We start from the raw sequence: 22,678 nt of genomic DNA on the forward strand, positions 1-22,678 counted from the left end.
ATTCAGGTTGGATCATATAATTAAAAATGTACTAGAATCCAAGGATATAAATATGCTAAAACGCTTAATTGGTAATTCACCTATTAATATTTTCATTGATGATGTTGGTGAATTAGCTTTAGGTATATTTATTGAGAGTTTTCAAACAAAAGTAAAGATAATTAATAATGTTATGATGGGGTCTGATAAAGATGATTATCCTAAGTTTGAAGTAGAACTAGCTCAAGAATCTTTAGCAAGTTACAAGGAATTATGCACTGGAAAAAAGGTGGAAAATATAGCTATTATAAAGGATACAGTAACGTGGCAATATAATGGTGATAAATGGAGCGCGATAATGGATGTGGGCATTAAAATAATATTTGATGATCATGAATTGCTATTAGTGGCTCTTGATACTTTGGCAGGATTAATTCAGATGGTCATCTTAAAGAACCCTTCTGAGGTAAATAAGTGCCTGGAAGAATATTGGTCAATGAAAACAGAAAACATTAAGTCCTTAAAGAGAGAAGAAATATTGATCAACTAGAAGTAAATACTTATATTAATTGCATATAAGTTAAAAGCAAGTATGGGATAATAGAGGTTTTACCACTCACTTGTGTGGCTATGGAACATCTGATAATTTAATAGAATGATTTCGACATGGATTCCGTAGCTAGAGGTAATAGTGGGGCTATCAAACAAAAATAGTCGGCAATACGATTTTGCTAATAAAGCCGTCTCTTCCAGTAAAGTCACTGTTTTATCCATAATATAATAATCAACCAAATAGCAAAACTATTTTGACCTTGAGGGACCTAACTCTCAAGGTCTTTCTTTTCTAATGCACTAATACAGAATGAATCGAGTCGTAAAAGATACATTCCCGTCCAACATCTAAATGTGAAATTTTCATCTAGATACCAAGAACGCAGACAAGTCGAAAGAGAAGGCGAAGGGCTATTCCGTTGTAAACGGAAGAATTATGGTTGATAACGAGACTTACGATAAATGGATGACACAGTCCATACCGAAAAGTGTAAGTTCTGTAACGGGCGGACCAGTAAGGACCACAGCTACGATTAAAACATTCGTGGGAGACGGAATAATCGGAGCGTCTGTCTATATTGAGAAAAAATATGGAAGTCAACAACCGCAAGTAATAAGAAACAAAGTGTCTGTACTGGATTTATCTACAGATAAGAAAGATAGTATAAATTTATTGACGGGCAAAGGAATGACTGGAAAAGATGAGCTCTTTGTCAAAAATTTATATGCCGAATTGGGAGCAGTGATGAGTGAAGCTGATGCAGCAATGGCTTTATTGATCAATCGGAGGGAAAATAGTTCATTTAACAAGTTTATATACGATCATTATACGTTGAGTGATGATCAATATTATTCCTACTACGGCACAAAAAGAGAAGGCGCACTAGCGGCAGATATGTATTCCGGCGAAGTAATGACAAGAGGAGCTGGAGCTTTAACGAAGCAAGAAACAAATGATTTAAGAAAAGTATTTATGAGTACCTATAAGGGAGCGACAGAAGCAGATTTTCAGGCCTATTTGCAGACAATAGGCAATACAGGAGGCTTGCAGCAAGGGATAGAGGCATTTTTCTCTAGGGAAGCGTTAATGTACGCAGATATAGAAAACCATGGAATTATAGCAGCGTCAGCAGTTATGTCCATGGAAATTATGGAATCCAGTATGCCGGGAATGGGATTGGGGATTTCCAAAGGGAGAGCAAAATTCAAGCCGGGGAGGACTATTGTAGGTGGCTGTAATTGCTTTACAGCAGGAACAAAGGTGTTAACAGACGAAGGAGAGAAAAATATTGAGGACATTGAAGTCGGAGATATGGTTCTTTCGAAGAATGATGAGACAGGTGAGATTACGTATAAGGAAGTTTTAAATCTGTTCCGTAATGAACGAGACGTGATTTATAAACTTTCTATAGATGGGCAAATCATCGAGACAACATTTAATCATCCATTTTGGATAGTAGGTAAAGGCTGGGTACTTGCAGAAGATTTAGAAGCAGGAGAGCAACTTCAGAGTAGCAACGGGGACCTTTTAACAATTGAAAACATCGAAATTGTTAGTTTAAAGGAAAAGGTAACCGTATATAATTTTGAAGTAGAAGATTTCCATACCTACTTTGTTAGTGATCTCGGGATATGGGTGCATAATACAAACACGGATGGTTGTACACCTGGGGGGACGGGGAATATTAAACTCCCTGACTCATATTCAAAATGGAATTGGGATAAACCTAATAGTTTACCTACCTATAGACATGCTTACTCAAAACACGGATCACATATGTCTGATGATGCATTAAAATCTAGGGCTGCTAAAGATAAGGTTCAGATTGGAAGATGGAATAATCAAAAAGATGCAGCGAAGCTAATATCAGAAGTCGCGAAAAAAGGACCTGGAGTATATGATGTAGAATTACCTAGTAATGTTGGGGGGATCTCATTCTTGAAAACAGGAGAAAAGGTTGTTGCAAATCGAGCAATTATTGTTGTTAAAGATGACAATAGTATAGCCAGTGCATATCCTTACAATAGTAATTATTCTACAGTACCAGAAAGGTGATTAAATGAATAAATATCCGATAGGAGTCACTCCCGAAGCAAGGCTTAAACTTATTGAAAAATTTGATTTATCTGATACTCATCACATTGATTGGGAATATATAGTTGCAGATCATACTAGGCTTCAAGAATTTATTCAAAGCTATAAATCATTTAATTGGAATATAGATGAAAAATATGCTCTTATGGCTATTATTGTGGCTTCATATGATGATGAACTTCAATTATGTAAGGAAGAAGAAACGATGTGGAATGAGATTAGAAGTATTCTTATAACAGATTTGGAAATTCATATTGATACTATAATTTATTGGTCATTAAAGGAGAGTGATTTAACCCCAGAAGAACTTGAGGAAGACGGCTATCTGATAACAAAAAGAATGATAGAAGTTTATGAATTTTGCAATATTCTAAATCTTGTAGGTGAAAATCGATGGGAGTCATATAACAGCTAGCAAATATAATAGGTTAATATCTTTCGTTTTTCTCATTTACTAGTTATCAAATCCCCATGTAGAGGGCATTGTTAACACCCCTAGACAATAAGCTGATTTCGGTACTTAACCGGAATCGGCTTGTTTAGATTATGCTGGCCCCTAAGTTATTTGTGTTACAAAATAAAAGTGTTGCATAGATGTTCTCTAAATCTTTAATGAATGGGATGAACAGCCTTACATAAACGAGCCGAAAGATGAACGGACAGGCTGCGGTCAAACGATTTGCGTATGATGAAAATGGGAATGTAGCGGAAGAAACGAATGAGCGCGGCTATGTGACGAAATACGCCTATGATGAGCTGGGCCGCGTAGCATCCGTTACGGATGGAGAAGGGCATTTGGTCTGGTGACACAGGTCATCAATCCGTCCAATCAAGCGATGTCCTACCGCTATGATCTGGCGCTGCAAACCGCAGAGCTAACGGATCGCAACGAGAACCATACGCGGTACAGCTACGACAATCGGGGGCTGCTGGTTAAAAAAGCGGTGGCAGAAACTGAGGATCGGATTCAGTATACGTATGACGAAGTGGGGAATCGTGCTTCCATGAACGATGGCAGCGGTCAGAGCCGCTACGCGTATGATGGAAACAACCGTTTGCTGGAAGTTGCGAAGGACGGTAAGACCCAGCTCACGTATACGTATGATGCGGTAGGTAATGTGAAGAGCTTGAAGGATAAAACAGGCTTTACGACCAGCTATACGTATGACAAATCGAGCCGGATGAGTACCGTAACGGCGCAAGGGAAGACGACATCCTACAGCTATGATGAGAACGGGAACCGTACGTCCATTGCGTATGCGGGCGGTGTAAAGGAAAACTACACCTTCGACCGCAACAGCCAGTTGTTGAAGCTGGTTAATACGAAGGCGGACGGTGCTGTCCTATCTGAATATAGCTATACGTATGACTTGTCGGGCAATCAGCTGACGAAAACGGACAGCTACGGTGCGACGAATTACGGGTATGATGAGGTTGGTCGTATTGTTAAAGCGGAAGCGCCGGGCAAAACGACGGTCTTCACGTATGACCGCAGCGGCAATCGGCAATCGATGCTGGAGACGTATACGTCGGAGCAGCCGACTGGCTATACCGATCCGATTAGCAAAGCGGAGCTGACATATATCGTGAAGCGCAGCGAATATCTATATTCAAATGCGAACGAGCTGCTGCAGCTGACAGAGCAGATGAAGGATGCAGCGGGCGAAGAGGTGCTGGAGAAGAAGGTCATCTCGCTGTTTGACAGCAACGGGAATGAAGTCCGCCAGCAAACCAGCTATTTGCGTCCGCACAGCCGGGGGATGAATCAGGTGACGGGAGCGAATCCATACGGAGATGAGCAGACCGAAGAAATAAGCAGCCTGCTGGAGAAGGTAAACAACACCTTTGACGGCTTCAACCGTCTGACGCAAGCAATCAATGTACAAGGCGGAGAGCGCTCGACGGTGGAATACACCTATGACGGGGACGATCTTCGGACGCAGAAAACGGTTCGCAACTCGGCCGACGGCTACGCAGAGCAAGTGACGAACTACTTGTATGATCGTCAATACGTTATTTTGGAGACGGATAAAGCGAACGCGGTCAGTGTGCGCTATGTGAAAGGCATAAACTATATCGCCAGAATCGATCAGGCGGACAAGCTGTCGTATTTCCTATTCAACGGTCATGGCGACGTTGTGCAGACGGTAGATGAGCAGGGAACAATTGAGAACCAATATGACTACGATGTATTCGGTAGCCCGACGCTGACAATTGAGCTGTATGAAAGCACCATTCGCTACTCGGGAGAGTTTTACGATGCGGAAGTGGGCTTGTATTACCTGCGGGCGCGTTATTATGATCCGTATGTAGGGCGGTTTATATCCGAGGATACGTATAAAGGACGAGCGAATGAGCCGTTGTCGCTGAATCGGTATACGTATGTGCTGAATAATCCTTTGATTTATTTAGACCCAACAGGGATGGTTGAAGTCGCTTTACGGGACTTGGTGAAGGCGACGGATGCCCAGTTATCGTGTGATTCCAAAACAGGGATAACGACAATTAGATTGGCGACTGGCGTCTCTATGCAATTAAATACTAAGAAAATAGACGAGCCTATTGAGAAGGCGAAGGGCTATTCCATTGTAAACGGAAGAATTATAGTAGATAACGAGACATACGATAAATGGATGACACAATCCAACTCGAAAAGTGTAAGTTCTATAACAGGTGGAAAAGTTGTCATTAACTCTAAAGTAGAGATGTTTGTAGGAGAAGGGATCATAGGATCGTATGTTTATATTGAACGTTTAGACTACTTACCAGATTCCAAAAATCAAAGTCCGAAATTTAGTATGGTGAGAGACAAAGTAAGCATTTTAGACTTATCTACTGATAAGAAAGATAGTATAAATTTCTTAAATAATAACGGGATGAATGCGGAAGAACAAAAAATCATAAAAAATCTTTTAGGTGTAATGCAAACAGGAAATTCACCCGTAAAAGAAATATCGAAACATGAGGACAGAGAAATAGCTGCAATGATTGTTCTGATGAATCGAAGAGAAAATAGTCAATTTGGCGATTATTTAACCTATAAATATTCAAATATAGGTTATAGTGGAAATATATCTAAAGATATTCCGGAAAGATTATACAGAGAAGGTTATGTTTCTGCTCATTTAGCTACACAAAAATTAATGAAAAAGGGTGTCAGCAGTCTTTCATCAGATGATAAAAAAATATTACGTGCTCTATATGATGGAATATACCCTGATGGAACAGACGCAGGCTTCCAAGAATATTTAACACAGACAGCTAATACGAAAAACGGAGATATGCTGAGTGCCATAGAGGGATTTTTCTCTGGAGAAATGGTGTTATATGCAGAATATGCGTATCAAGGAAGAGCGTCTGTAGCGAATATGCGATTTGAAGCTGAAATGCAAGAAATTTCAGCGGGGGCGGGGATGTATTTTGCTGGAGGAAAAGCTAGCATAAAACCAGGTCGTTATAAAACCTATGCAGGTTGTAACTGTTTTACGGCTGGAACAAAGGTTTTAACCGATCAAGGGGAGAAGAATATTGAGGACATTGAAGTCGGAGATAGGGTTCTCTCTAAGAAGACGACACAGGTGTAATTACTTATAAGGAAGTATTAAATCTATTTCGAAATGAGAGAGATTTAATTTATAAGCTTTCAATAGGTGATGAAATTATTGAAACAACGTTTGACCATCCATTTTGGGTAGAAGGTAAAGGTTGGGTACTTGCAGAAGATTTAGGTGAGGGGGATCAGCTTCAGAAGAGTAATGGCGAGCTATTAACCATTGAAAACATTGAAATGGTTAAGCTGAAAGAAAAAGTTACCGTATATAATTTTGAAGTGGCTGACTTTCATACGTATTTTGTAAGTGATTTGGGTATTTGGGTGCATAATACAAACCTAAATAACTGTCATGTTAATACAAGTACAGCAAAACCACTCGAGAACGGGCAATTTGCAAAGAATACAGAATTACCCAGGAATGCTACGATTGTTCGCGGCGGGTCAGCTCAACCAAAACACTTAATAGAGAATCAAGAATTAGATCAAAAAAATAATACCTTATCAGCAAATGGTGGGCTAGGGGTATCCAATGCAGCCTTATCGCCAAACTTAAAAAATAAACAAATTTCAGTAGTTACTGTAGGACAACTTAACGATGCTGGTTACAAAGTTGTAGCGACCCCTACAGTCGGTGCTAATCCTAATCCATATCATGTAAGTATTTATACCCCAGGTGGAAGACAACTTACAGAAACTGAAGCGGCAAATTTATCAAAACAATTTACACAAGTTCCGAATCCGAACTTGAATAAATAAAGGAGACTATTATGGAACTTAAGAGGATATCTATAGATACAAATTATCATTATGATGGTCATATTAGACCTACAATCCCGCCTTTTGTAATTTCCCATTTTAATTTAAGGTCTGGTGACAAAGTAATTGGATATCAAGAAGATCAGGAATGGGAAGGTGAAATTGGTTTTAATGCAACTTACCCGGAAGAGAAGAGGTGGTATCTGGAATTAGAGAATAGTGTGGAATATCCTGTGTCAAAAGAAAGAGAGCTTGGACGTGATGAGGGGTCGGCAGCAGCTAAGCCAATAGGTGAGTTTGTAGGTGAGGCTAAAATGGTAGAAAAAATGCTTGCAGATGGTATGGATATTGACAAAGTATTTAAATATACAAGAATTCCAAGGTCTACTTTACAGGGGATACAAAGCAGGGTGTTAGGATCAAAAGAATAATAGGAGTTATAGAATTTTGATGGAGTAAGACTTAAGGGTCTGTCCCATAAGTAGTTTTTTAATTAGATTGAGATGCCCTTGTAGAGTCGAGTTTTGGATGAAATGAGAAAGCGCGAGTTTTGTGGCTAGTTTAGCCTCGAAACTTGCGTTTTTTTAAGCATTGGAAAAGTTAGCATTAGAAGAACCGTGAAGAGGGCGTGTAAAACGTATTTTGGGAATGCCTCTTCTTGTGAGTGGCAGCTTAAGTGCTTTTTGCTCTTTTGTCATTAAAGTAGACACAACGAATAATAGCTAATAATGATCTTGATCGGCATCAGCTTTTTTAATAATGGTTCAATAACAACCATATGAAAACGGTCGCTATTAAACTACGAAGCTTATTAAAATCAGAAATTAATTAAGGTAGGGTATGATATGAAATTTTATTTGCCTCTGGCACAACCATTCTTGTCCATTTCTTAGATAACGGAATCTCCGTCAGGAAGAACGCTTAATCTATTTAAATCTCCTAAATCCACCAACTATATCAAACCCCACCCCCATTCCAATAGACAACCAACAACAGAAAATGGTACCATGAGAGTATCTGTTTGGCTAGGTTCCGCCTTTCTTTTGGTGTCTCTATCATTTGCGGACGGGACTCAATCTATCAATAAAATACGCCCCAGGTAATCGACTAAAATTTGGAGGAAATACATACGTGAAAACAAAACTAGCACAAACGCTGCTAGCCCCGTTGCTCGTCACTGGCTTGCTGCTGTCGCCGCTGGCTGGAACGACTTCGACGGCTTCAGCAGCAAGCGCTGTTACGACAGCAGCGTCTACGACGCAGGCTATTAAAGTCTATATTGACGGCAGCAAGCTTTCGCTTCCGGCCGCTCCTTATGTAAAAAACGGCGTGACGTTCGTGCCGATGCGTCAGATTTTTACGGCGCTGGGCGCTTCCATCACTTGGGTGGAGAAGACACAGACGATTATCGTACGCAAAAACACAACGACGGTATCACTGACCGTAGGCAAGAAAGAAGCGGTTGTCGACGGGAAGACCGTTAAGCTTGATGCAGCCCCAGCCGTGAAAAATGGCACCACCTTCGTGCCGGCTCGTTTCGTGGCCGAGGCGCTTGGCGCCAAAGTGAAATGGGATAACGCGGCGCAAGCCGTTCGCATTACCTCCATAGAACAGCAGTGGGCAGAAGCTTACGAGGAGTACGAGGAAACGCCTGAGGATGACCGTACAAAGCTGACGCCTAAGGAAATCGTTGAGCAAAACGACGAAAGCGTCGTGCTGATCACAACGAATAAAGCGCTTGGCAGCGGCGTCGTTATCGGCGATCGTTGGATTCTAACTAATAATCACGTCATTGAAGATGCGAGCTCGGCAACGATTACGTCGATCTATGGCGATGAATACAAAGTTCAAGGCGTTGTTGTCAACCGCCCAAGCTCAGACCTTGCAATTATTCAGACGGATGAGTCGCTGTATTTGGAGCCAGTGAGCGTAGGCTACACGGTTCCGGAAAAAGGCGATAAGGTCGTAGCCATCGGCAGTCCGCTTGGTATCCAGAACACGGTATCTGACGGTCTGGTAAGTAACATTTCATACGAAGATGGCCTCACATATATTCAGACAAGTGCGCCAATCGACCACGGCAGCTCCGGTGGAGCGCTGTTCGATGAATACGGCGATCTGGTTGGGATTACGACAGCAGGCTATACATCGCAGGCCGACCTGAACTTTGCTGTATCGGTTGCCCACGCAAGTCTCTTGATGGGATTGCTGCCGGAAAGCCCGCAGGAGGATGTGAAGTTCCTGCCGGCGATTTTGCCGGATACGCTGAAAGGCGCGTCGATGGAGACGATCACTGCGCTGATGAAGAAGGAATTCGGATCAGTGGCGACAGGTGATGGCACAGCAAGCTTCAGCAATTGGGAAGTGAAGCGGGATTCGCAGGGCTGGATCGTGCTGACGGCTGATATTGATCCGCGCTTTTACACCTATTATGGCGGTTCTTCCGCTAACGATATTCGCAGTTGGGCCATTAACCTGGGCCATGAGCTGAACCGTATGCTTCCGGGCGAGACGATTCAAGTTATCATCTCCTTCGATCGTACCTTCGGCTTCCAGCCGCGCGGCTTTGCAGAAAATGAAGTGACAGCGCTTGGCGACAACAAGTGGAAGGTTCGCTTCCCGGTTCTCGATATGCAGCTGAAAGACCAGCTGTATATTAGCATGAAAGACTAGCACTTATTATTTAAATCCTTCATCTTAATCTTTTGAGCTAAATGATCAGGCTGTTGGCGGGAGCGTAAGCGACCACCAGCAGCCTTTTCTTTTGTGCGGGAACCCTTATCTGTAGTACAATGATAGACAATAGTGACAAAACAATGAGCGAGGTAACGAGATGAAGGTTGTACTTTCCACATTAAACGCAAAATTTATTCACACATCGCTTGCGCTGCGCTGCCTGAAGGCCTATAGCGGCGAGCAATTCGATATTGATATTGCCGAATACACGATTAAAGATCCCGTTATGAACATTGTTTCGGATATCTACTCCCGCCAGCCGGATGTGGTCGGCTTCTCCTGCTACATTTGGAACATTGAAGAGACGATCACGGTCATCAATATGCTGCGCAAGGTCAGTCCACAGGTGAAAATCATACTCGGCGGGCCGGAAGTAAGCTACGATACCGATCATTGGATGGAGCGCATTCCCGAGGTTGATTTTATCGTCGTAGGTGAAGGCGAGGAGACGTTCCATCATCTGTTGACCGAGATTGAGGGCGCGGGCAAGTACCATATGGTGTTTGGACTCGCTTACCGCAAGCAGCGCGAGGGCTATATTGAGGCGCTGGTTAATCCGGGCCGTCCGAAGCTGGATCTGGCAACGCTGCCGTCACCGCATCGGTTTGCCGAGGATGTGCCGCATTTGGCCAGCCGCGTCGTTTATTTTGAGACGAGCCGGGGCTGTCCGTTCAGCTGCCAGTTCTGCCTCTCCAGTATTGAGGTAGGTGTCCGTTATTTTGATAAGGAGCGGACGAAGGCGGACATTTTGTATTTGATTGATGCCGGAGCGAAGCTGATTAAATTCGTCGATCGGACGTTTAATATTAAGCGGGATTACGCGCTGGAAATTTTTCAATTTTTGATCGAAAATCATAACGGCTGCGTCTTCCAATTTGAAATTACGGCAGATATTATGCGCCCTGAGGTGCTGGACTATTTGGCTGAGCATGCGCCTCCAGGCGTGTTCCGCTTCGAAATTGGCGTGCAGTCGACGAATGATCCGACGAATGAGGCGGTTCAGCGCAGACAGAACTGGTCCAAGCTTGTGCGGACGGTGACGAAGGTGAAGGAATCGGGCAAAATCGACCAGCATCTCGACTTAATCGCCGGATTGCCGCTCGAAAACTACGATACGTTCAAAGGCACCTTTAACGATGTGTTTGCGCTCGGGCCTGAAGAAATGCAGCTCGGATTTCTGAAAATGCTGCGCGGCACAGGGCTGCGCAATGACGCCGACAAATGGGGCTACATCTACATGGACCGTGCGCCTTACGAAATGCTCGGCAATGACCTGATGCCTTTCGGCGACATTGTGCGCATGAAGCGGGTAGAGGATGTGCTGGAGAAATATTGGAATGCGCACCGGATGGACCGTACGCTCATGTATTTGGTGGAGCAGGTTTTCCCGTCGCCGTTCGATTTCTTCCAGGACTTTGGCGACTATTGGGAGGAGCGGGGCTGGCAGAAAATCGGGCATCAGCTGGAGGATTTATTTTCCCGGCTGTGGTCGTTCCTGAACAGCTATCAGCATGAGCAGCAATTGGCTGGCGAAGCTAGGCCGGATATGGACGTCATTATGGGGCTGATGAAATATGACTATTTCCTCAACCACAAATACAAGCCGCGCAAAACATGGTGGGAATTCACGATGGACAAAGCCGTATGGGGAAGCCATATGCGCAGCCTCGTCGAGCGGCCGGAGAAGGTGTCGGATTCGTTTGCGGCGCTCGGCATGTCGGAGAAGGAGCTGCATAAGCATGCCGTTATCGAGCGGCTGCCATTTGATCTGGAAGCCTATTTTGCGGACGGCTCGATCCAGAAAAATACGCATACGCTGCTCGTTGTCCTCTATGCCATGGAGGCTGGCAGCAGCAAGCCGACGCCAAAGCCGTACATGCTAAAGCTGCATAATGATGCGGTAACCGCGTAAATATGCAGTTCATGTCACGTAAAGTGACGTGAACTGCTGTTTTTTTATTGACAAACAAAATGCTGACACCTATATTAATCGTAAAACGATTATTGTATGTTAGGTTTTGAGAAGAAAAGATCAGAGACTGTTGAATGAGGGATACTATTGGTTCAATCTATTGATCGCGCGATGCAAATTATTCAGCTGCTCATGTCGGACAACAGCCGCATTGGCTGGGCGATATCAGATATTTCGGAGCGGGTAGGCTTGCCGCTAAGTACGACGCATAGACTAATTAGTACATTGGTAAGGCATGAGCTCGTTGTTCAGCTTCCGGAGACGAAACGTTATCGGCCGGGGCCAAAGTGGATGGAAGTCGGCTTGCAGCAGGTCGAGCAGATGGATTTGCGCACGGCAGCTAGGCCGATAATGGAACGTCTGGCGGCTGAAGTGAAAGAAACGGTTTTCTTAAGCATCCCTTACGGCAAGTTTTCGATGGGAATCGATAAAGTAGACGGTAAGGTGAAGCTCCGGGTTGTAGAAAGCTTGGGCGAGCGGATTGCGATGCATATTGGCGCGCCGAATAAAGTGATGTTGGCCAATATGAAACTGGCTGAAGCGGAAGCGATTTTGATTCGGCTGATGGATGACCAAGAGAAGCGCAAGCAGCTGTTGTCGGCTTTGCCCGGCATCAAGAAGGTGGGATATGCGGTCAGCTACGCTGAGCTTACGGAAGGTACGGCGGCGATTGCTGCTCCAATTATCGGCTTCGGGCGAAAGGTAGTGGGAGCTCTTGGGGTCGGCGTCACGACGGACCAGCTGACAGAGGAGCGTCTGGATTTTCTCAGCAAGCAGGTTATACAAGGTGCTCACGAAATAACGACGACGATTGGCGGCTGAGTCCGCTAATCCGTTATTTGAGGGAAGGTGGCGTTTGCTCGCCGGTTATCTAGCCCTCTTTTTCCAATTGTCAAAAGTAAATAAAGGATTTTCTTAGTGCTTAGGCTAAGATAAGTCCCCTGTTTAAGCACTACATGCTACCCGCGTACGTTCTTTAATTAGTAATTGGAAATGGATATAATGAGGAGGACGTAGCCCAAGCGAAGGCGCGGGAGCGTCCTTTTTATTGAACTAACGGGAAGGATAGAGGAACAGACGGTAAGGTTGTTCTCGAACAGAAGAACAAATTAATGATATGATGTTGTAAATGGAACAGGCTAGTCGAGCCTATTTTCTATTTTCGTGAGGGAGTCGATAAATGGGTATGGGAAGTACGAATCAATGGGATGCGGAATGGGAAGTATCAGAAGAATTAGCTCATAAATTAATAAGCAGTCAGTTTCCACAGTTAGCTTCACAAAGCGTACAAAAACTAGGATACGGCTGGGATAATACTGTTTTTCTTGTTGGGGCCGAATATGTATTTCGCTTTCCAAGAAGAGAAGTTGCAATTAATAGTTTAAGGATGGAAGGAAAGGTACTACCTAAGCTTAAAGATTATTGTTCCATTGCATATTCGATACCGCTATTTTTTGGGGAAGGGGATTATAATTATCCTGCGCCTTTCCTAGGCTACCCCTATTTATCAGGAAAGTTTCCAATCGGATTAACTGACAAGCAACGTGCGTTATCAGCAACAACGCTCGCGCAATTTTTAAAAAGCTTACATGCATTCCCTGTGCAAATTGCCCAAGAAAATGGAGTTCAACATGACCACAGAAATTTGATTGATATTGGAATGCGTAAAGAAAAGTTGCATAGATTCATTTCCAACCTTGCCCTTCATTTTAGTGAAGAAGAGTATCGTGAATTATCGAACTATTTGGAAAAGCTTGGGACTGAAAAAGTGAACCCCAAAAACGTATTCCTCCATGGAGACCTTCATTTTAAAAATATGCTGGTAGACGAGAATGGAATAGTTTCAGGGATTATCGACTGGGGCGATATCAATATCGGACATCCTGCTTGCGACTTGAATGTCGCGTATAGCTTTTTGCCTCCGGATGCACGTTCAGACTTTTTCAAAGAATATGGGGATGTCGATGAAGAAACGAAGATATTAGCTCGATTAATAGCCATATACATTCCCATTTTGATCATGATGCAGGCAATTGATTATAAAGATGAAAAGTTGGTTGCTGAAGCAAAAGCGATCATAAAACGTGCTCTCGCTGATTAAGAAATGTCATTCCGCTAACGGATACGTTAGTACAATATATTGGCTTTTATTACTTTTGAGCAACATGCTAAAATATATTAGTACCAGTTAACCTCTGAGTCTAATGTGGAGCTTAGAAAGACTTCTATAAAGTATTTGTGGTAACTGGTACGATATTTAGAAGGAATTAGCCCCCTAATAGGCGTATATATAATTGTGCAGTGACCTCTCAGGGAACAACCGCCCAGAATAGGTTTGGAGCCGGCAGGACATCCTCCTGGACTTCTTTAACAGAAATGAGGCGCTCCAAGTTTTTGGCGCTGCACATTTGATGATTATTCAACCTGTCGAAATGACAGTTTTTTTTGCGTAGATTAACAAAGAACTTAACAGAGAAATAAGGAAATTGTTTCCTTATGTCGAAAGAACTTAACAGAAGCCCTTTAAAGTTATTGAGGCGGATTCTCGACCTCTCAGTTTATTTTGGGTATAGCACCGAATCTAAAACCTGACATGCTACATTGGGCCCATTACGGAGCTCTTAAGAAAACTTGGTTAATCTGGTGCAAATGATTCGAATAGGTGATCATAAGTTGGATAATTTTATGCTTACGGATATGAGCATTAATGAAGGTCAAGAAAACTCTAGAGCCTTCTATCCCTTCTATGTTGGAATTGATATCGGTTCGGATTTCCATGTTGCTGCTTGCATTCCTTTTGAAAAGTTCCGCAGTGAGAAGGAATGGAAACGCAGTAAAACAATGAAGTTCAACTCAAATAGCCAAGGAATTACAAAGTTTATCCATGCTTTAGAAGATATTCAGGCACAATTCGGGTATAAACCCCAGGATTTCTTTATATTACTGGAGCCAACTGGTGGACATTATTCATATCTTGTAGTTCGAGTTTTATTAGATCGAGGCTATTCTATATATCAGGTTGAAAATAAAGCTGTAAAAGATTTTCGTGAACGCCAGCTAGGACTTAATGAAAAATCCGATGAAATTAATGCTAGAATCATGACCTATATGGGATGGCACAAAACCCTTCATCCTGATATGCGTTCGGTGCGAATTGTTCGTCCTGCAAGTGCAGAGCAGGTTTTGTACCGCACATTAACTAGGGATCGCTGGTTACTTACTACTCAATTAACGAGACGTAAGAATCAAGTCCAGCAATTATTTTCTGTAACCAATCCTGAACTTAAACGAGCTTTTAAAAAAACCGGGGCGTTAAGTGTCCTCAAATTGGCTCTGAAGTATCCTACATCGCAGGAAATGGCCAAGGTAACTCAGGATGAACTTAGGCAAACTCTAATAACTATTGGTGCAAAAACTACTGCTACGAAAGCCTCTACGACCTTGGCGGAATTGTTACCCAACACATTAGCCTTGAACATTCCACACCTAGCTGAACGGCAAACGTGGCTAATTGAAGAAGCTTTGCGTATAGATGAAGCGATAAAAAGCATGGATAAACAGATTTCCTCCCTGCTTTATGGTGATAAAGAAAAAGGATACAAACCGCATCCTTATACAAAAATACTTATGTCATTCCCTATCATGAGTGAATCTATGGCCTGTACATTTATCGGCGCTATTGGTGATATTGAACGCTTCTCAACATATTTAGAGCTTAAAAAATACCTTGGTGTAGCCGCTGAGAATAAAATCTCGGGCACATCTGTTTTTAAAAGTAGGCAGACATACGAGGGTGTTAGAGATACTCGTAGAGTTCTATTCTTAATGACTTTACTGTTAATATCTCCAAAAATAAGTGAAAATAGTTTTCGTGTTTACTATAAACGATTAGTTGATCGAGGGATGGCGAAGAGAAAAGCAATAGGTCATGTATGCGGTAAGATAGCCCAAGTTTTATACTCATGCCTTAAAAACAACGAACCGTATGATCCGTTCAAACACGCGAGCAAAATGGGAGTAATCCTTAATGGCGATAAAGTAAGATTAAAGATCCCAGCTAATTTAGAAGATTACGAACGCCAAGCGGATGAGTTAGCTGATGACGATGCCTTATAAACGACGTATCGTACACTGCCTTAGTATAGAACATAAATAGCCCATTGCCTTGTAAATTGGAAACTAAGGAACTTCCAGTTTACGGTGATGGGCCCACTGAATTTTTATAAGCACTACACTACATTAGACTCGCCGCAGTGATCGGAAGTCGGTCTATATGCGGTGCAAAAAAACGCCGGTGACCTTAAGCAGGTGACCGGCGTTTCCCTATTAGCTTTTTGGCATTTTGCTTTCATCCATGTACAGCAGGTTCCAGCGGTGACCGTCCAGGTCGGCAAATGCTGCGCCGTACATCCAGCCGTCATTTTCACTAGGCTTGCTAAAGATGCTTCCTCCAGCTAACTCTACTTTTTGAATAAAGGCATCTACTTCGTCTCTGCTTTTAGCGCCAATGGAAAATATGACTTCTGCGCTTTGGGAAGTATCTGCTTTTTTTGAACCTGTAAATTTCTCAAACGCCGCATCCGGGAACAGCAAAATCGTTGTTTGGCCTATGGCAAGCTTGGCTCTCTCGTTACCAACGCTCGCCGCATGGAATCCAATCTCATTGAAAAAGGTAGTTGACCTCTCAACATCTTTGACCGGCAGGTTAATCCAAATCTCCTGTGACATGAGCGTAGCCTCCTGTAATATATTTTAAACTACTCCTACTATACTCTACCTCTGGCAGCAGAAGCGAATCAAGGCTACCGCTGTTTCTATTTTCAATCCAGTCTAATACAACATTTTCAATACACACCAATAAGCTTCGTTATGCTCGGCACAGCTCCGAGTTTTTTATTATATCCGGAAAGATTTTTCGAATAACGGAAAAACAAGGACGTTCATCAAGCTTTTGTTTTAATGATGGATTTATTGCCTGTCTGCATTCATACCTTATTTCATAAGCACATTTCGCCTATGCCACAGTCGGAGCCTGCTGCCATTCAAGAAAGAAGCGGCAGGACATTGCCTAGAAGGAGGGGAACGCATGGCGGTCATGCGTGACATGCTGTTGTATTTGTCCAAAAACCGATTAGCCAATCGGATGGCGCAGCGCTTTGGGCTTCGCCTTGGCGCAGAACGCTTCGTAGCGGGAGAGACGCTTGCCGCAGCGATGAAGAAGGTAGCCGCGCTTAACGAGAGCGGCCTCGTCGTGACGCTTGACCATCTTGGCGAATTTACCCGAAGCGAGCAGGAAGCGAAGGAATCCGCCGAAGAGGTTGTGAAAGGGCTGCAAGCTATTGCGAGCGCCGGGGCCGCCGCCAACGTTTCCGTGAAGCTGACGCAGCTCGGGCTGGATATTTCTTATCCGCTATGCCTTAGCCATATGCGAATGATCGTATCGGAGGCGAAACGGCTGGATAGCTTCGTGCGCATCGATATGGAGGATTACGCCCGCAATGAGCCGTCGATCCAAATGTATGAGCAGCTGCGCGCAGAGTTCGGCCATCATATCGGCATTGTCCTGCAGGCTTATTTATTCAAAACCGAAGCGGATATGGAGCGGCTGAGCATTTTGAAGCCGAACTACCGATTGGTAAAAGGCGCCTACAAAGAGCCGCCAGAGGTCGCTTTCCCTGACAAAGCGGATGTAGATCACAATTTTATCCATCTCATTAAAAAACAGCTGGAAAACGGCCATTATGCCGCTGTCGCAACCCATGATGATGCGATTATTGAATGGGTAAAGGGTTATGTCAAGGAGCAGGCAATACCGATGACGCGGTTTGAATTTCAAATGCTGTACGGCATTCGCACAGCGCTCCAGCAGCAGCTCGTTGAAGAGGGCTACAAGGTGCGGGTCTATGTGCCGTACGGAACAGATTGGTATGGCTACTTTATGCGGCGGCTGGCCGAACGGCCGGAAAATGTCTCTTTTGTGCTCAAATCCATGTTCAAACGATAGGCTGAGCTGAGAAAGAAATAGCCATCAGGCTGGAAAGAGGGATGGTCATGAAGGAGCAGGCTAATACGATTGAGCAGACCGAGCGGCTTGGCGCGCATAACTATCATCCGCTGCCGATTGTAATCGCCAAGGCGGAAGGCGTGTGGGTCGAGGACCCGGATGGAAAGCGTTACATGGATATGCTCAGCGGGTATTCGGCGCTCAATCAAGGGCATCGGCATCCGCGAATTATAGAAGCTTTGAAGAACCAAGCGGATCTGGTCACGCTGACGTCGCGAGCTTTTTATAATGAGCCGTTTGGGGAATTGCTTGCGCTGCTGACAGATTTAACGGGCAAAAATATGCTGCTGCCGATGAATACCGGTGTGGAAGCGGTAGAGACGGCGGTGAAGGCGGCCCGCAGATATGGCTACCGGGTAAAGGGCATTCCGTCGGGCCAAGCGGACATTATTGTGTGCGCCGGCAATTTTCACGGTCGGACGCTGACCGTTACGTCTTTCTCTTCCGAGCTTTCGTATCGGGAAGACTTTGGCCCGTTTACACCGGGCTTCACCATTATTCCCTATGGCGATATTGCGGCGCTGGAAGCGGCCATTACCCCGAATACGGCTGCGTTTCTCGTCGAGCCGATTCAAGGGGAAGCTGGCATCATTATTCCGCCGGAAGGTTATTTGCGCCAGGCTGCCGCTTTGTGCCATCAGCATCAGGTGCTGCTGATGGCAGACGAGATTCAGACGGGGTTTGGCCGTACGGGCAAGCGCTTCGCCTGTGATTGGGAAGCGGTCACGCCGGATGTTTACATTATGGGCAAAGCGCTTGGCGGCGGCGTGCTGCCTGTGTCAGCGGTAGCGGCGGACAGCAGCATTTTGGGCGTGTTTGAGCCGGGCTCGCATGGCTCAACTTTTGGCGGCAATCCGCTGGCGAGCGCCGTAGCAGTCGCAGCGCTCCGTGTAACCGAGGATGAGCGCCTCGCGGAAAGATCGCTGACACTGGGCGAGCGGCTGCTTACCAAGCTGCGCGAAATCAAGCATCACGACATTGTGGAGGTGCGCGGCAGGGGGCTTTTTATTGCGATCGAGCTGAAAGGAGCGGCGCGGCCCTACTGTGAGAAGCTAAAGGAAGCCGGCCTGCTATGCAAGGAAACGCATGAAAAGGTAATCCGGCTTGCGCCGCCGCTGATCATTTCCGAAGACGAGCTGGCATGGGCGGCTCAGCGTATAGCGGATGTTTTTCAAGCGATGTGACCCGACTTATCCAAATCATCTATTTTAAGAGGAGAAGGGTGGAGCTTTCCTATGATTACTTATGTACCGGAGCCATTTACCGATTTTACGATCGAGGCGAACAGCGAGGCGCTTGCAGCAGCAATTAGCCAAGTGCAGCAGCAGCTGGGCCATGTTTATCCGCTTATTATCGGCGGCAGCAGGGTCATGACAGAGGAAATGCAAAGCTCCATCAATCCTTCCAGCACGAGCGAGGTCGTGGGGCGGGTATCGAAGGCAAATGCAGAGCAAGCAGAGCAGGCGATCGCAAGCGCCTATGAGACGTTTAAGTCGTGGTCCAAGGTGCCTGTGGCGCATCGGGCGAGATTGCTGTTTAAGGCAGCAGCAATTTTGCGCCGCCGCAAGCATGAGTTTAACGCCTGGCTCATGATTGAGGCGGGCAAGACGCGCGGGGAAGCAGATGCTGATACGGCGGAAGCGATTGATTTTCTCGAATATTATGCGCGGCAAATGCTGGAGATGAGTGAAACGGTAGCGAAAAAGCTGGTCGTTCGGCGCGGCGAAGATAACGATCTGCAATATATTCCGCTTGGCGTCGGTGTCGTCATTCCGCCGTGGAACTTTCCGCTGGCGATTATGGCGGGCATGACGACGGCGGCGGTAGTGGCGGGCAACACGGTAGTGCTGAAGCCGGCAAGCACAACGCCTGTGATCGCGTACAAGTTCGTCGAGGTGCTGGAGCAGGCGGGCATGCCGGCTGGCGTCGTCCAGTTTTTACCGGGGAGCGGCGCGGAAATTGGCGATTTGCTCGTGACGCATCCGCTGACGCGCTTCATTTCCTTCACGGGTTCTCGGGAAGTCGGACTGCGAATATTCGAGCTGTCTGCCAAAACATCGCCGGGCCAAGTTTGGCTAAAACGGTTTGTCGGCGAGCTGGGCGGCAAAGATGCCATCGTTGTTGATAGCGAAGCGGATCTGGAAGCAGCGGCGCAGGCGATTGTCGCTTCGGCATTCAGCTTTTCCGGGCAAAAATGCTCCGCCTGCTCCCGGGCCATCGTCCACGAGGCTGTCTATGACGCGGTATTAAAACGCTGCACCGAGCTGACGGAGGCGCTGACCGTCGGCAATACGGTAGACTTTAGCAACTATACAGGGCCAGTCATTGATTCGAATGCGTACCGCAAAATTTTCGAATATATCGAAACGGGCAGCAAGGAAGGGAGGCTTGTGACCGGAGGGCAAAAGGCGGAAGGCGATGGCTATTTCATCCAGCCTACGATTATTGCTGATCTCAAGCCTGATGCTGTACTGATGCAGGAGGAGGTTTTTGGCCCGGTGCTCGGCTTCTGCAAAGCTTCATCTTATGAAGAGGCGCTTGAGATTGCCAACAACACGGAATATGGACTCACAGGTGCGGTATTTTCGACGAACCGCGTTAAGCTGGAGCTGGCGCGCGAGCAGTTCCATGTCGGCAATCTTTATTTTAATCGAAAATGTACAGGAGCCATCGTCGGTGTCCATCCTTTCGGCGGCTTCAATATGTCGGGAACGGATTCCAAAGCCGGGGGGCCGGATTATTTGCTGCAATTTACACAGCTTAAGCTGATTTCGGAGCAGCTGTAAATAGCTGAAGCAGGTGATAATCAAGCCCAGCAGGTAAAGGAGGATGGCTTATGCTGCCGATTAGCCAAACGGATATTTCAATTATCGGTGTCCCGATTGATCTGGGGGCAGACCGCCGCGGCGTCGATATGGGCCCAAGTGCCATTCGCTGCGCGGGTATTGAGCAGAAGCTGGAGCAGCTCGGCTATATGGTGCATGATTTGGGCGATGTGGCTGTGCGCCGCCCTGCATCGCGTCCCGAACCAGGCGAGAAGCTGAAATATGTAGATGAGCTCGTTAGAGTCAATAGCAAGCTGGCGGACAAAACGGCCGAGGAGCTGGGGAAAGGGCGGTTTCCGCTTATTTTGGGCGGCGACCACAGCATTGCCATTGGCACGATAAAAGGGGTGCAGCGCCATATTCCGCGCCTTGGCGTGTTATGGTTCGATGCGCATTGTGATGCCAACACAGCGGATACTACGCCGTCGGGCAATATTCACGGCATGTCGCTGGCGGTTAGTCTCGGCTATGGCAGCCGGCGCCTGCTTGGAGTAGGAGGCGGTGGTGGCAAACGCGAGCCGATCCGCCCGGAGGATGTCGTCATTATCGGGGCCCGCTCGATTGATCCGGGCGAGAAGGCTTTGCTGCGCAAGCTTGGCGTCCGCGTCTATACGATGCACGATATTGATCGGCGAGGCATGGATCAGGTGATGGAGGAAGCGCTTGAGCGGCTTGCGGCAGCAGATGGCGTCCATTTGAGCTTCGATTTGGACGGTCTTGACCCGAATGATGCTCCGGGAGTCGGTACGCCCATTATCGGCGGAGTCAGCTATCGGGAAAGCCATCTTGCGATGGAGATGCTGGCCGAATCGAAGCGGCTTGTATCCGCGGAGTTTGTTGAGGTGAATCCGGTACTCGATTACCGCAACAAAACAGCTCATACAGCAGTCGAGCTGATCGGTTCTGTTTTCGGTGAGCAAATTATGTAGCTCGGCAGCAAGTCCGGCATAAACAGCAGAAACACAAGGAGGCGGCTTCCGTGTCCAGTAGCCATCTGGCAGCGGAAGCCGCCTCCTTGTGATGATTATCGTTATTCTTATAGACATTAAGTGTAGGGTCATACAATCATGTAGGCGCATCCGAGGTGTATGGATAGAGTACAATTAATGAGTTGAATGCCTCTTCCGCAGTGCTTGCTGCTGCGTATCCCGAGCTGGTGGAGCCAAGCATCGCCGGCCATTCCATTAATGGAATAAGCCGATTGGAGCTTCGGCACTTGCGTATTTTTGCTGGAAATTATGTGCTGAACCGTCCATAATAGAAGGACTGGATTATGCATTTTATATGATAAAGCGATAGATATCGATGGCTACAGGTGGAATGAAGGCTGGCTGGATGGTCGAAAGGGCGGCGTCTGATCAGCAGACAGGAGGGAAGCATAGTGGTAGCGGGTTCAATTAAATCGATCAATATTGGGATGCCTCAGCAGGTACCCTATTTGAAGAAAGAGGTTTTAACGGGCATTCATAAGCATCCTGTCCAGGATGCTGTTAAGCTTACTGCCGTCTGCTTCGAGGGAGACGGCCAAGCGGATTTGGTCCATCATGGCGGGGAGGATAAGGCGGTGTGCGTGTATCCTTTTGAGCATTATGCCTATTGGGAGACGCAGGGCTTGCCAATGAACTTCGGCGCCTTTGGCGAAAATCTTACGACGCAGGGCATCGTTGAGGAGAATATCCATATTGGCGATACGTTCCAGCTTGGGACGGCAATTGTGCAGGTAAGCCAGCCTCGTCAGCCCTGCTTCAAGCTATCCGTCAAATACGGCTTGCCCGAGCTTCCGCTGCAGGTGCAGCAGACCGGCTATACCGGGTATTATTTTCGAGTGCTCAAGGAAGGTGTCGTTTCGCCTTCGGACTCTTTAATATGCATAAGCAAGCATCCGGCAGCGTTGTCGATTTCTTACGCGAATCAAATTATGCATGTGGAGAAAACGAATCAGGAGGGCATGGAGCGGCTGCTTGCCGCGCCAGAGCTGTCCAGCAGTTGGAGGGCGACTTTCACAAAACGTCTGGCCGGGCTGGAGACGGATACAACGGAGCGGCTATCGGGCCAAGCGGCGAATAAGCAAGCCGATTAAGTTGAACGATTGACTAGGGTATGCATGCTATATAGCAAAGCAATCAAAAACGAGGAGGTAGACCTG

The 22,678-nt window shown here is 45.9% G+C and carries 19 protein-coding genes; 18 read left to right on the forward strand and 1 reads right to left on the reverse strand.

Features of this window, described 5'->3' with window-relative positions:
- The first annotated feature begins 7 nt into the window (after nucleotides 1-7).
- The 12 genes from ASF12_RS31420 to ASF12_RS31470 all read left to right on the forward strand — a co-directional run bounded on the left by ASF12_RS31420 (nucleotide 8) and on the right by ASF12_RS31470 (nucleotide 15,759).
- On the forward strand, nucleotides 8-529 hold the full coding sequence (locus ASF12_RS31420) for a hypothetical protein (RefSeq protein WP_056043079.1): 522 nt from the start codon (nucleotides 8-10) through the stop codon (nucleotides 527-529).
- 438 nt (nucleotides 530-967) lie between these two features.
- A complete protein-coding gene (locus ASF12_RS36430; protein WP_056043081.1) occupies nucleotides 968-2,587 on the forward strand; it encodes a polymorphic toxin-type HINT domain-containing protein in 1,620 nt (539 codons plus the stop codon).
- A gap of 4 nt (nucleotides 2,588-2,591) precedes the next feature.
- Nucleotides 2,592-3,041, forward strand: coding sequence for a hypothetical protein (locus ASF12_RS31430; protein ID WP_056043083.1), 450 nt, complete (start codon nucleotides 2,592-2,594; stop codon nucleotides 3,039-3,041).
- Between the two features lie 236 nt (nucleotides 3,042-3,277).
- The gene (locus tag ASF12_RS34140; protein ID WP_081419160.1) at nucleotides 3,278-3,433 is read left to right on the forward strand and encodes an RHS repeat domain-containing protein; all 156 of its coding nucleotides are present in this window, start codon (nucleotides 3,278-3,280) and stop codon (nucleotides 3,431-3,433) included.
- Nucleotides 3,430-6,210 (forward strand): RHS repeat-associated core domain-containing protein, encoded by a 2,781-nt coding sequence (locus ASF12_RS36435; RefSeq protein ID WP_056043085.1) that lies wholly within the window; start codon nucleotides 3,430-3,432, stop codon nucleotides 6,208-6,210. Before ASF12_RS34140 ends, ASF12_RS36435 begins: the two co-directional genes overlap by 4 nt.
- 47 nt (nucleotides 6,211-6,257) lie before the next feature.
- Nucleotides 6,258-6,935: a polymorphic toxin-type HINT domain-containing protein gene (locus ASF12_RS36440; RefSeq protein WP_327204965.1), complete on the forward strand. Its 678-nt coding sequence runs from the start codon at nucleotides 6,258-6,260 to the stop codon at nucleotides 6,933-6,935.
- An 11-nt stretch (nucleotides 6,936-6,946) separates the two neighbouring features.
- The gene (locus ASF12_RS31445) at nucleotides 6,947-7,366 is read left to right on the forward strand and encodes a hypothetical protein (RefSeq protein WP_056043090.1); all 420 of its coding nucleotides are present in this window, start codon (nucleotides 6,947-6,949) and stop codon (nucleotides 7,364-7,366) included.
- Between the two features lie 700 nt (nucleotides 7,367-8,066).
- The gene (locus ASF12_RS31450; protein ID WP_056043093.1) at nucleotides 8,067-9,608 is read left to right on the forward strand and encodes a stalk domain-containing protein; all 1,542 of its coding nucleotides are present in this window, start codon (nucleotides 8,067-8,069) and stop codon (nucleotides 9,606-9,608) included.
- A gap of 160 nt (nucleotides 9,609-9,768) precedes the next feature.
- A complete protein-coding gene (locus tag ASF12_RS31455) occupies nucleotides 9,769-11,583 on the forward strand; it encodes a B12-binding domain-containing radical SAM protein (protein WP_056043096.1) in 1,815 nt (604 codons plus the stop codon).
- A gap of 147 nt (nucleotides 11,584-11,730) precedes the next feature.
- Nucleotides 11,731-12,465, forward strand: coding sequence for an IclR family transcriptional regulator (locus ASF12_RS31460; RefSeq protein WP_056043097.1), 735 nt, complete (start codon nucleotides 11,731-11,733; stop codon nucleotides 12,463-12,465).
- 364 nt (nucleotides 12,466-12,829) lie between these two features.
- A complete protein-coding gene (locus tag ASF12_RS31465) occupies nucleotides 12,830-13,744 on the forward strand; it encodes a phosphotransferase (protein WP_056044000.1) in 915 nt (304 codons plus the stop codon).
- Nucleotides 13,745-14,301: 557 nt separating this feature from the next.
- The gene (locus tag ASF12_RS31470; protein ID WP_063892707.1) at nucleotides 14,302-15,759 is read left to right on the forward strand and encodes an IS110 family transposase; all 1,458 of its coding nucleotides are present in this window, start codon (nucleotides 14,302-14,304) and stop codon (nucleotides 15,757-15,759) included.
- 210 nt (nucleotides 15,760-15,969) lie between these two features.
- Here ASF12_RS31470 and ASF12_RS31475 read toward each other — a convergent pair whose 3' ends face one another.
- Nucleotides 15,970-16,371, reverse strand: coding sequence for a VOC family protein (locus ASF12_RS31475; RefSeq protein WP_056043101.1), 402 nt, complete (start codon nucleotides 16,369-16,371; stop codon nucleotides 15,970-15,972).
- A 358-nt stretch (nucleotides 16,372-16,729) separates the two neighbouring features.
- Between ASF12_RS31475 and ASF12_RS31480 the strand changes: the two genes are divergently transcribed.
- The 6 genes from ASF12_RS31480 to ASF12_RS31500 all read left to right on the forward strand — a co-directional run bounded on the left by ASF12_RS31480 (nucleotide 16,730) and on the right by ASF12_RS31500 (nucleotide 22,612).
- The gene (locus tag ASF12_RS31480; RefSeq protein ID WP_056043105.1) at nucleotides 16,730-17,647 is read left to right on the forward strand and encodes a proline dehydrogenase family protein; all 918 of its coding nucleotides are present in this window, start codon (nucleotides 16,730-16,732) and stop codon (nucleotides 17,645-17,647) included.
- A gap of 47 nt (nucleotides 17,648-17,694) precedes the next feature.
- Nucleotides 17,695-18,891 carry an ornithine--oxo-acid transaminase gene (locus tag ASF12_RS31485; RefSeq protein ID WP_056043107.1) on the forward strand — a complete coding sequence of 399 codons (1,197 nt, stop codon included), beginning with the start codon at nucleotides 17,695-17,697 and terminating at the stop codon, nucleotides 18,889-18,891.
- Nucleotides 18,892-18,942: 51 nt separating this feature from the next.
- Nucleotides 18,943-20,493, forward strand: a complete 1,551-nt coding sequence (pruA, locus tag ASF12_RS31490) for an L-glutamate gamma-semialdehyde dehydrogenase (RefSeq protein WP_056043110.1) — start codon at nucleotides 18,943-18,945, stop codon at nucleotides 20,491-20,493.
- 50 nt (nucleotides 20,494-20,543) lie between these two features.
- Nucleotides 20,544-21,461: an arginase gene (rocF, locus tag ASF12_RS31495; RefSeq protein WP_056043112.1), complete on the forward strand. Its 918-nt coding sequence runs from the start codon at nucleotides 20,544-20,546 to the stop codon at nucleotides 21,459-21,461.
- Nucleotides 21,462-21,643: 182 nt separating this feature from the next.
- Nucleotides 21,644-21,790, forward strand: coding sequence for a hypothetical protein (locus tag ASF12_RS34930; RefSeq protein ID WP_155973632.1), 147 nt, complete (start codon nucleotides 21,644-21,646; stop codon nucleotides 21,788-21,790).
- 123 nt (nucleotides 21,791-21,913) lie between these two features.
- Nucleotides 21,914-22,612 (forward strand): MOSC domain-containing protein, encoded by a 699-nt coding sequence (locus ASF12_RS31500; protein ID WP_235533341.1) that lies wholly within the window; start codon nucleotides 21,914-21,916, stop codon nucleotides 22,610-22,612.
- Nucleotides 22,613-22,678 lie beyond the last annotated feature (66 nt).

Source organism: Paenibacillus sp. Leaf72, assembly GCF_001422685.1.
Lineage (GTDB): Bacteria > Bacillota > Bacilli > Paenibacillales > Paenibacillaceae > Pristimantibacillus.

What these genes read in the sequence shown, in the direction of transcription:
- pruA (WP_056043110.1), top strand. Translation starts at nt 18,943, where the DNA reads ATGATTACTTATGTACCGGAGCCATTTACCGATTTTACGATCGAGGCG.
- ASF12_RS36430 (WP_056043081.1), top strand. Translation starts at nt 968, where the DNA reads ATGGTTGATAACGAGACTTACGATAAATGGATGACACAGTCCATACCG.
- ASF12_RS31430 (WP_056043083.1), top strand. Translation starts at nt 2,592, where the DNA reads ATGAATAAATATCCGATAGGAGTCACTCCCGAAGCAAGGCTTAAACTT.
- ASF12_RS31465 (WP_056044000.1), top strand. Translation starts at nt 12,830, where the DNA reads ATGGGAAGTACGAATCAATGGGATGCGGAATGGGAAGTATCAGAAGAA.
- ASF12_RS31445 (WP_056043090.1), top strand. Translation starts at nt 6,947, where the DNA reads ATGGAACTTAAGAGGATATCTATAGATACAAATTATCATTATGATGGT.
- rocF (WP_056043112.1), top strand. Translation starts at nt 20,544, where the DNA reads ATGCTGCCGATTAGCCAAACGGATATTTCAATTATCGGTGTCCCGATT.
- ASF12_RS31475 (WP_056043101.1), bottom strand. Translation starts at nt 16,371, where the DNA reads ATGTCACAGGAGATTTGGATTAACCTGCCGGTCAAAGATGTTGAGAGG.
- ASF12_RS34140 (WP_081419160.1), top strand. Translation starts at nt 3,278, where the DNA reads ATGAACGGACAGGCTGCGGTCAAACGATTTGCGTATGATGAAAATGGG.
- ASF12_RS31455 (WP_056043096.1), top strand. Translation starts at nt 9,769, where the DNA reads ATGAAGGTTGTACTTTCCACATTAAACGCAAAATTTATTCACACATCG.
- ASF12_RS31485 (WP_056043107.1), top strand. Translation starts at nt 17,695, where the DNA reads ATGAAGGAGCAGGCTAATACGATTGAGCAGACCGAGCGGCTTGGCGCG.
- ASF12_RS31480 (WP_056043105.1), top strand. Translation starts at nt 16,730, where the DNA reads ATGGCGGTCATGCGTGACATGCTGTTGTATTTGTCCAAAAACCGATTA.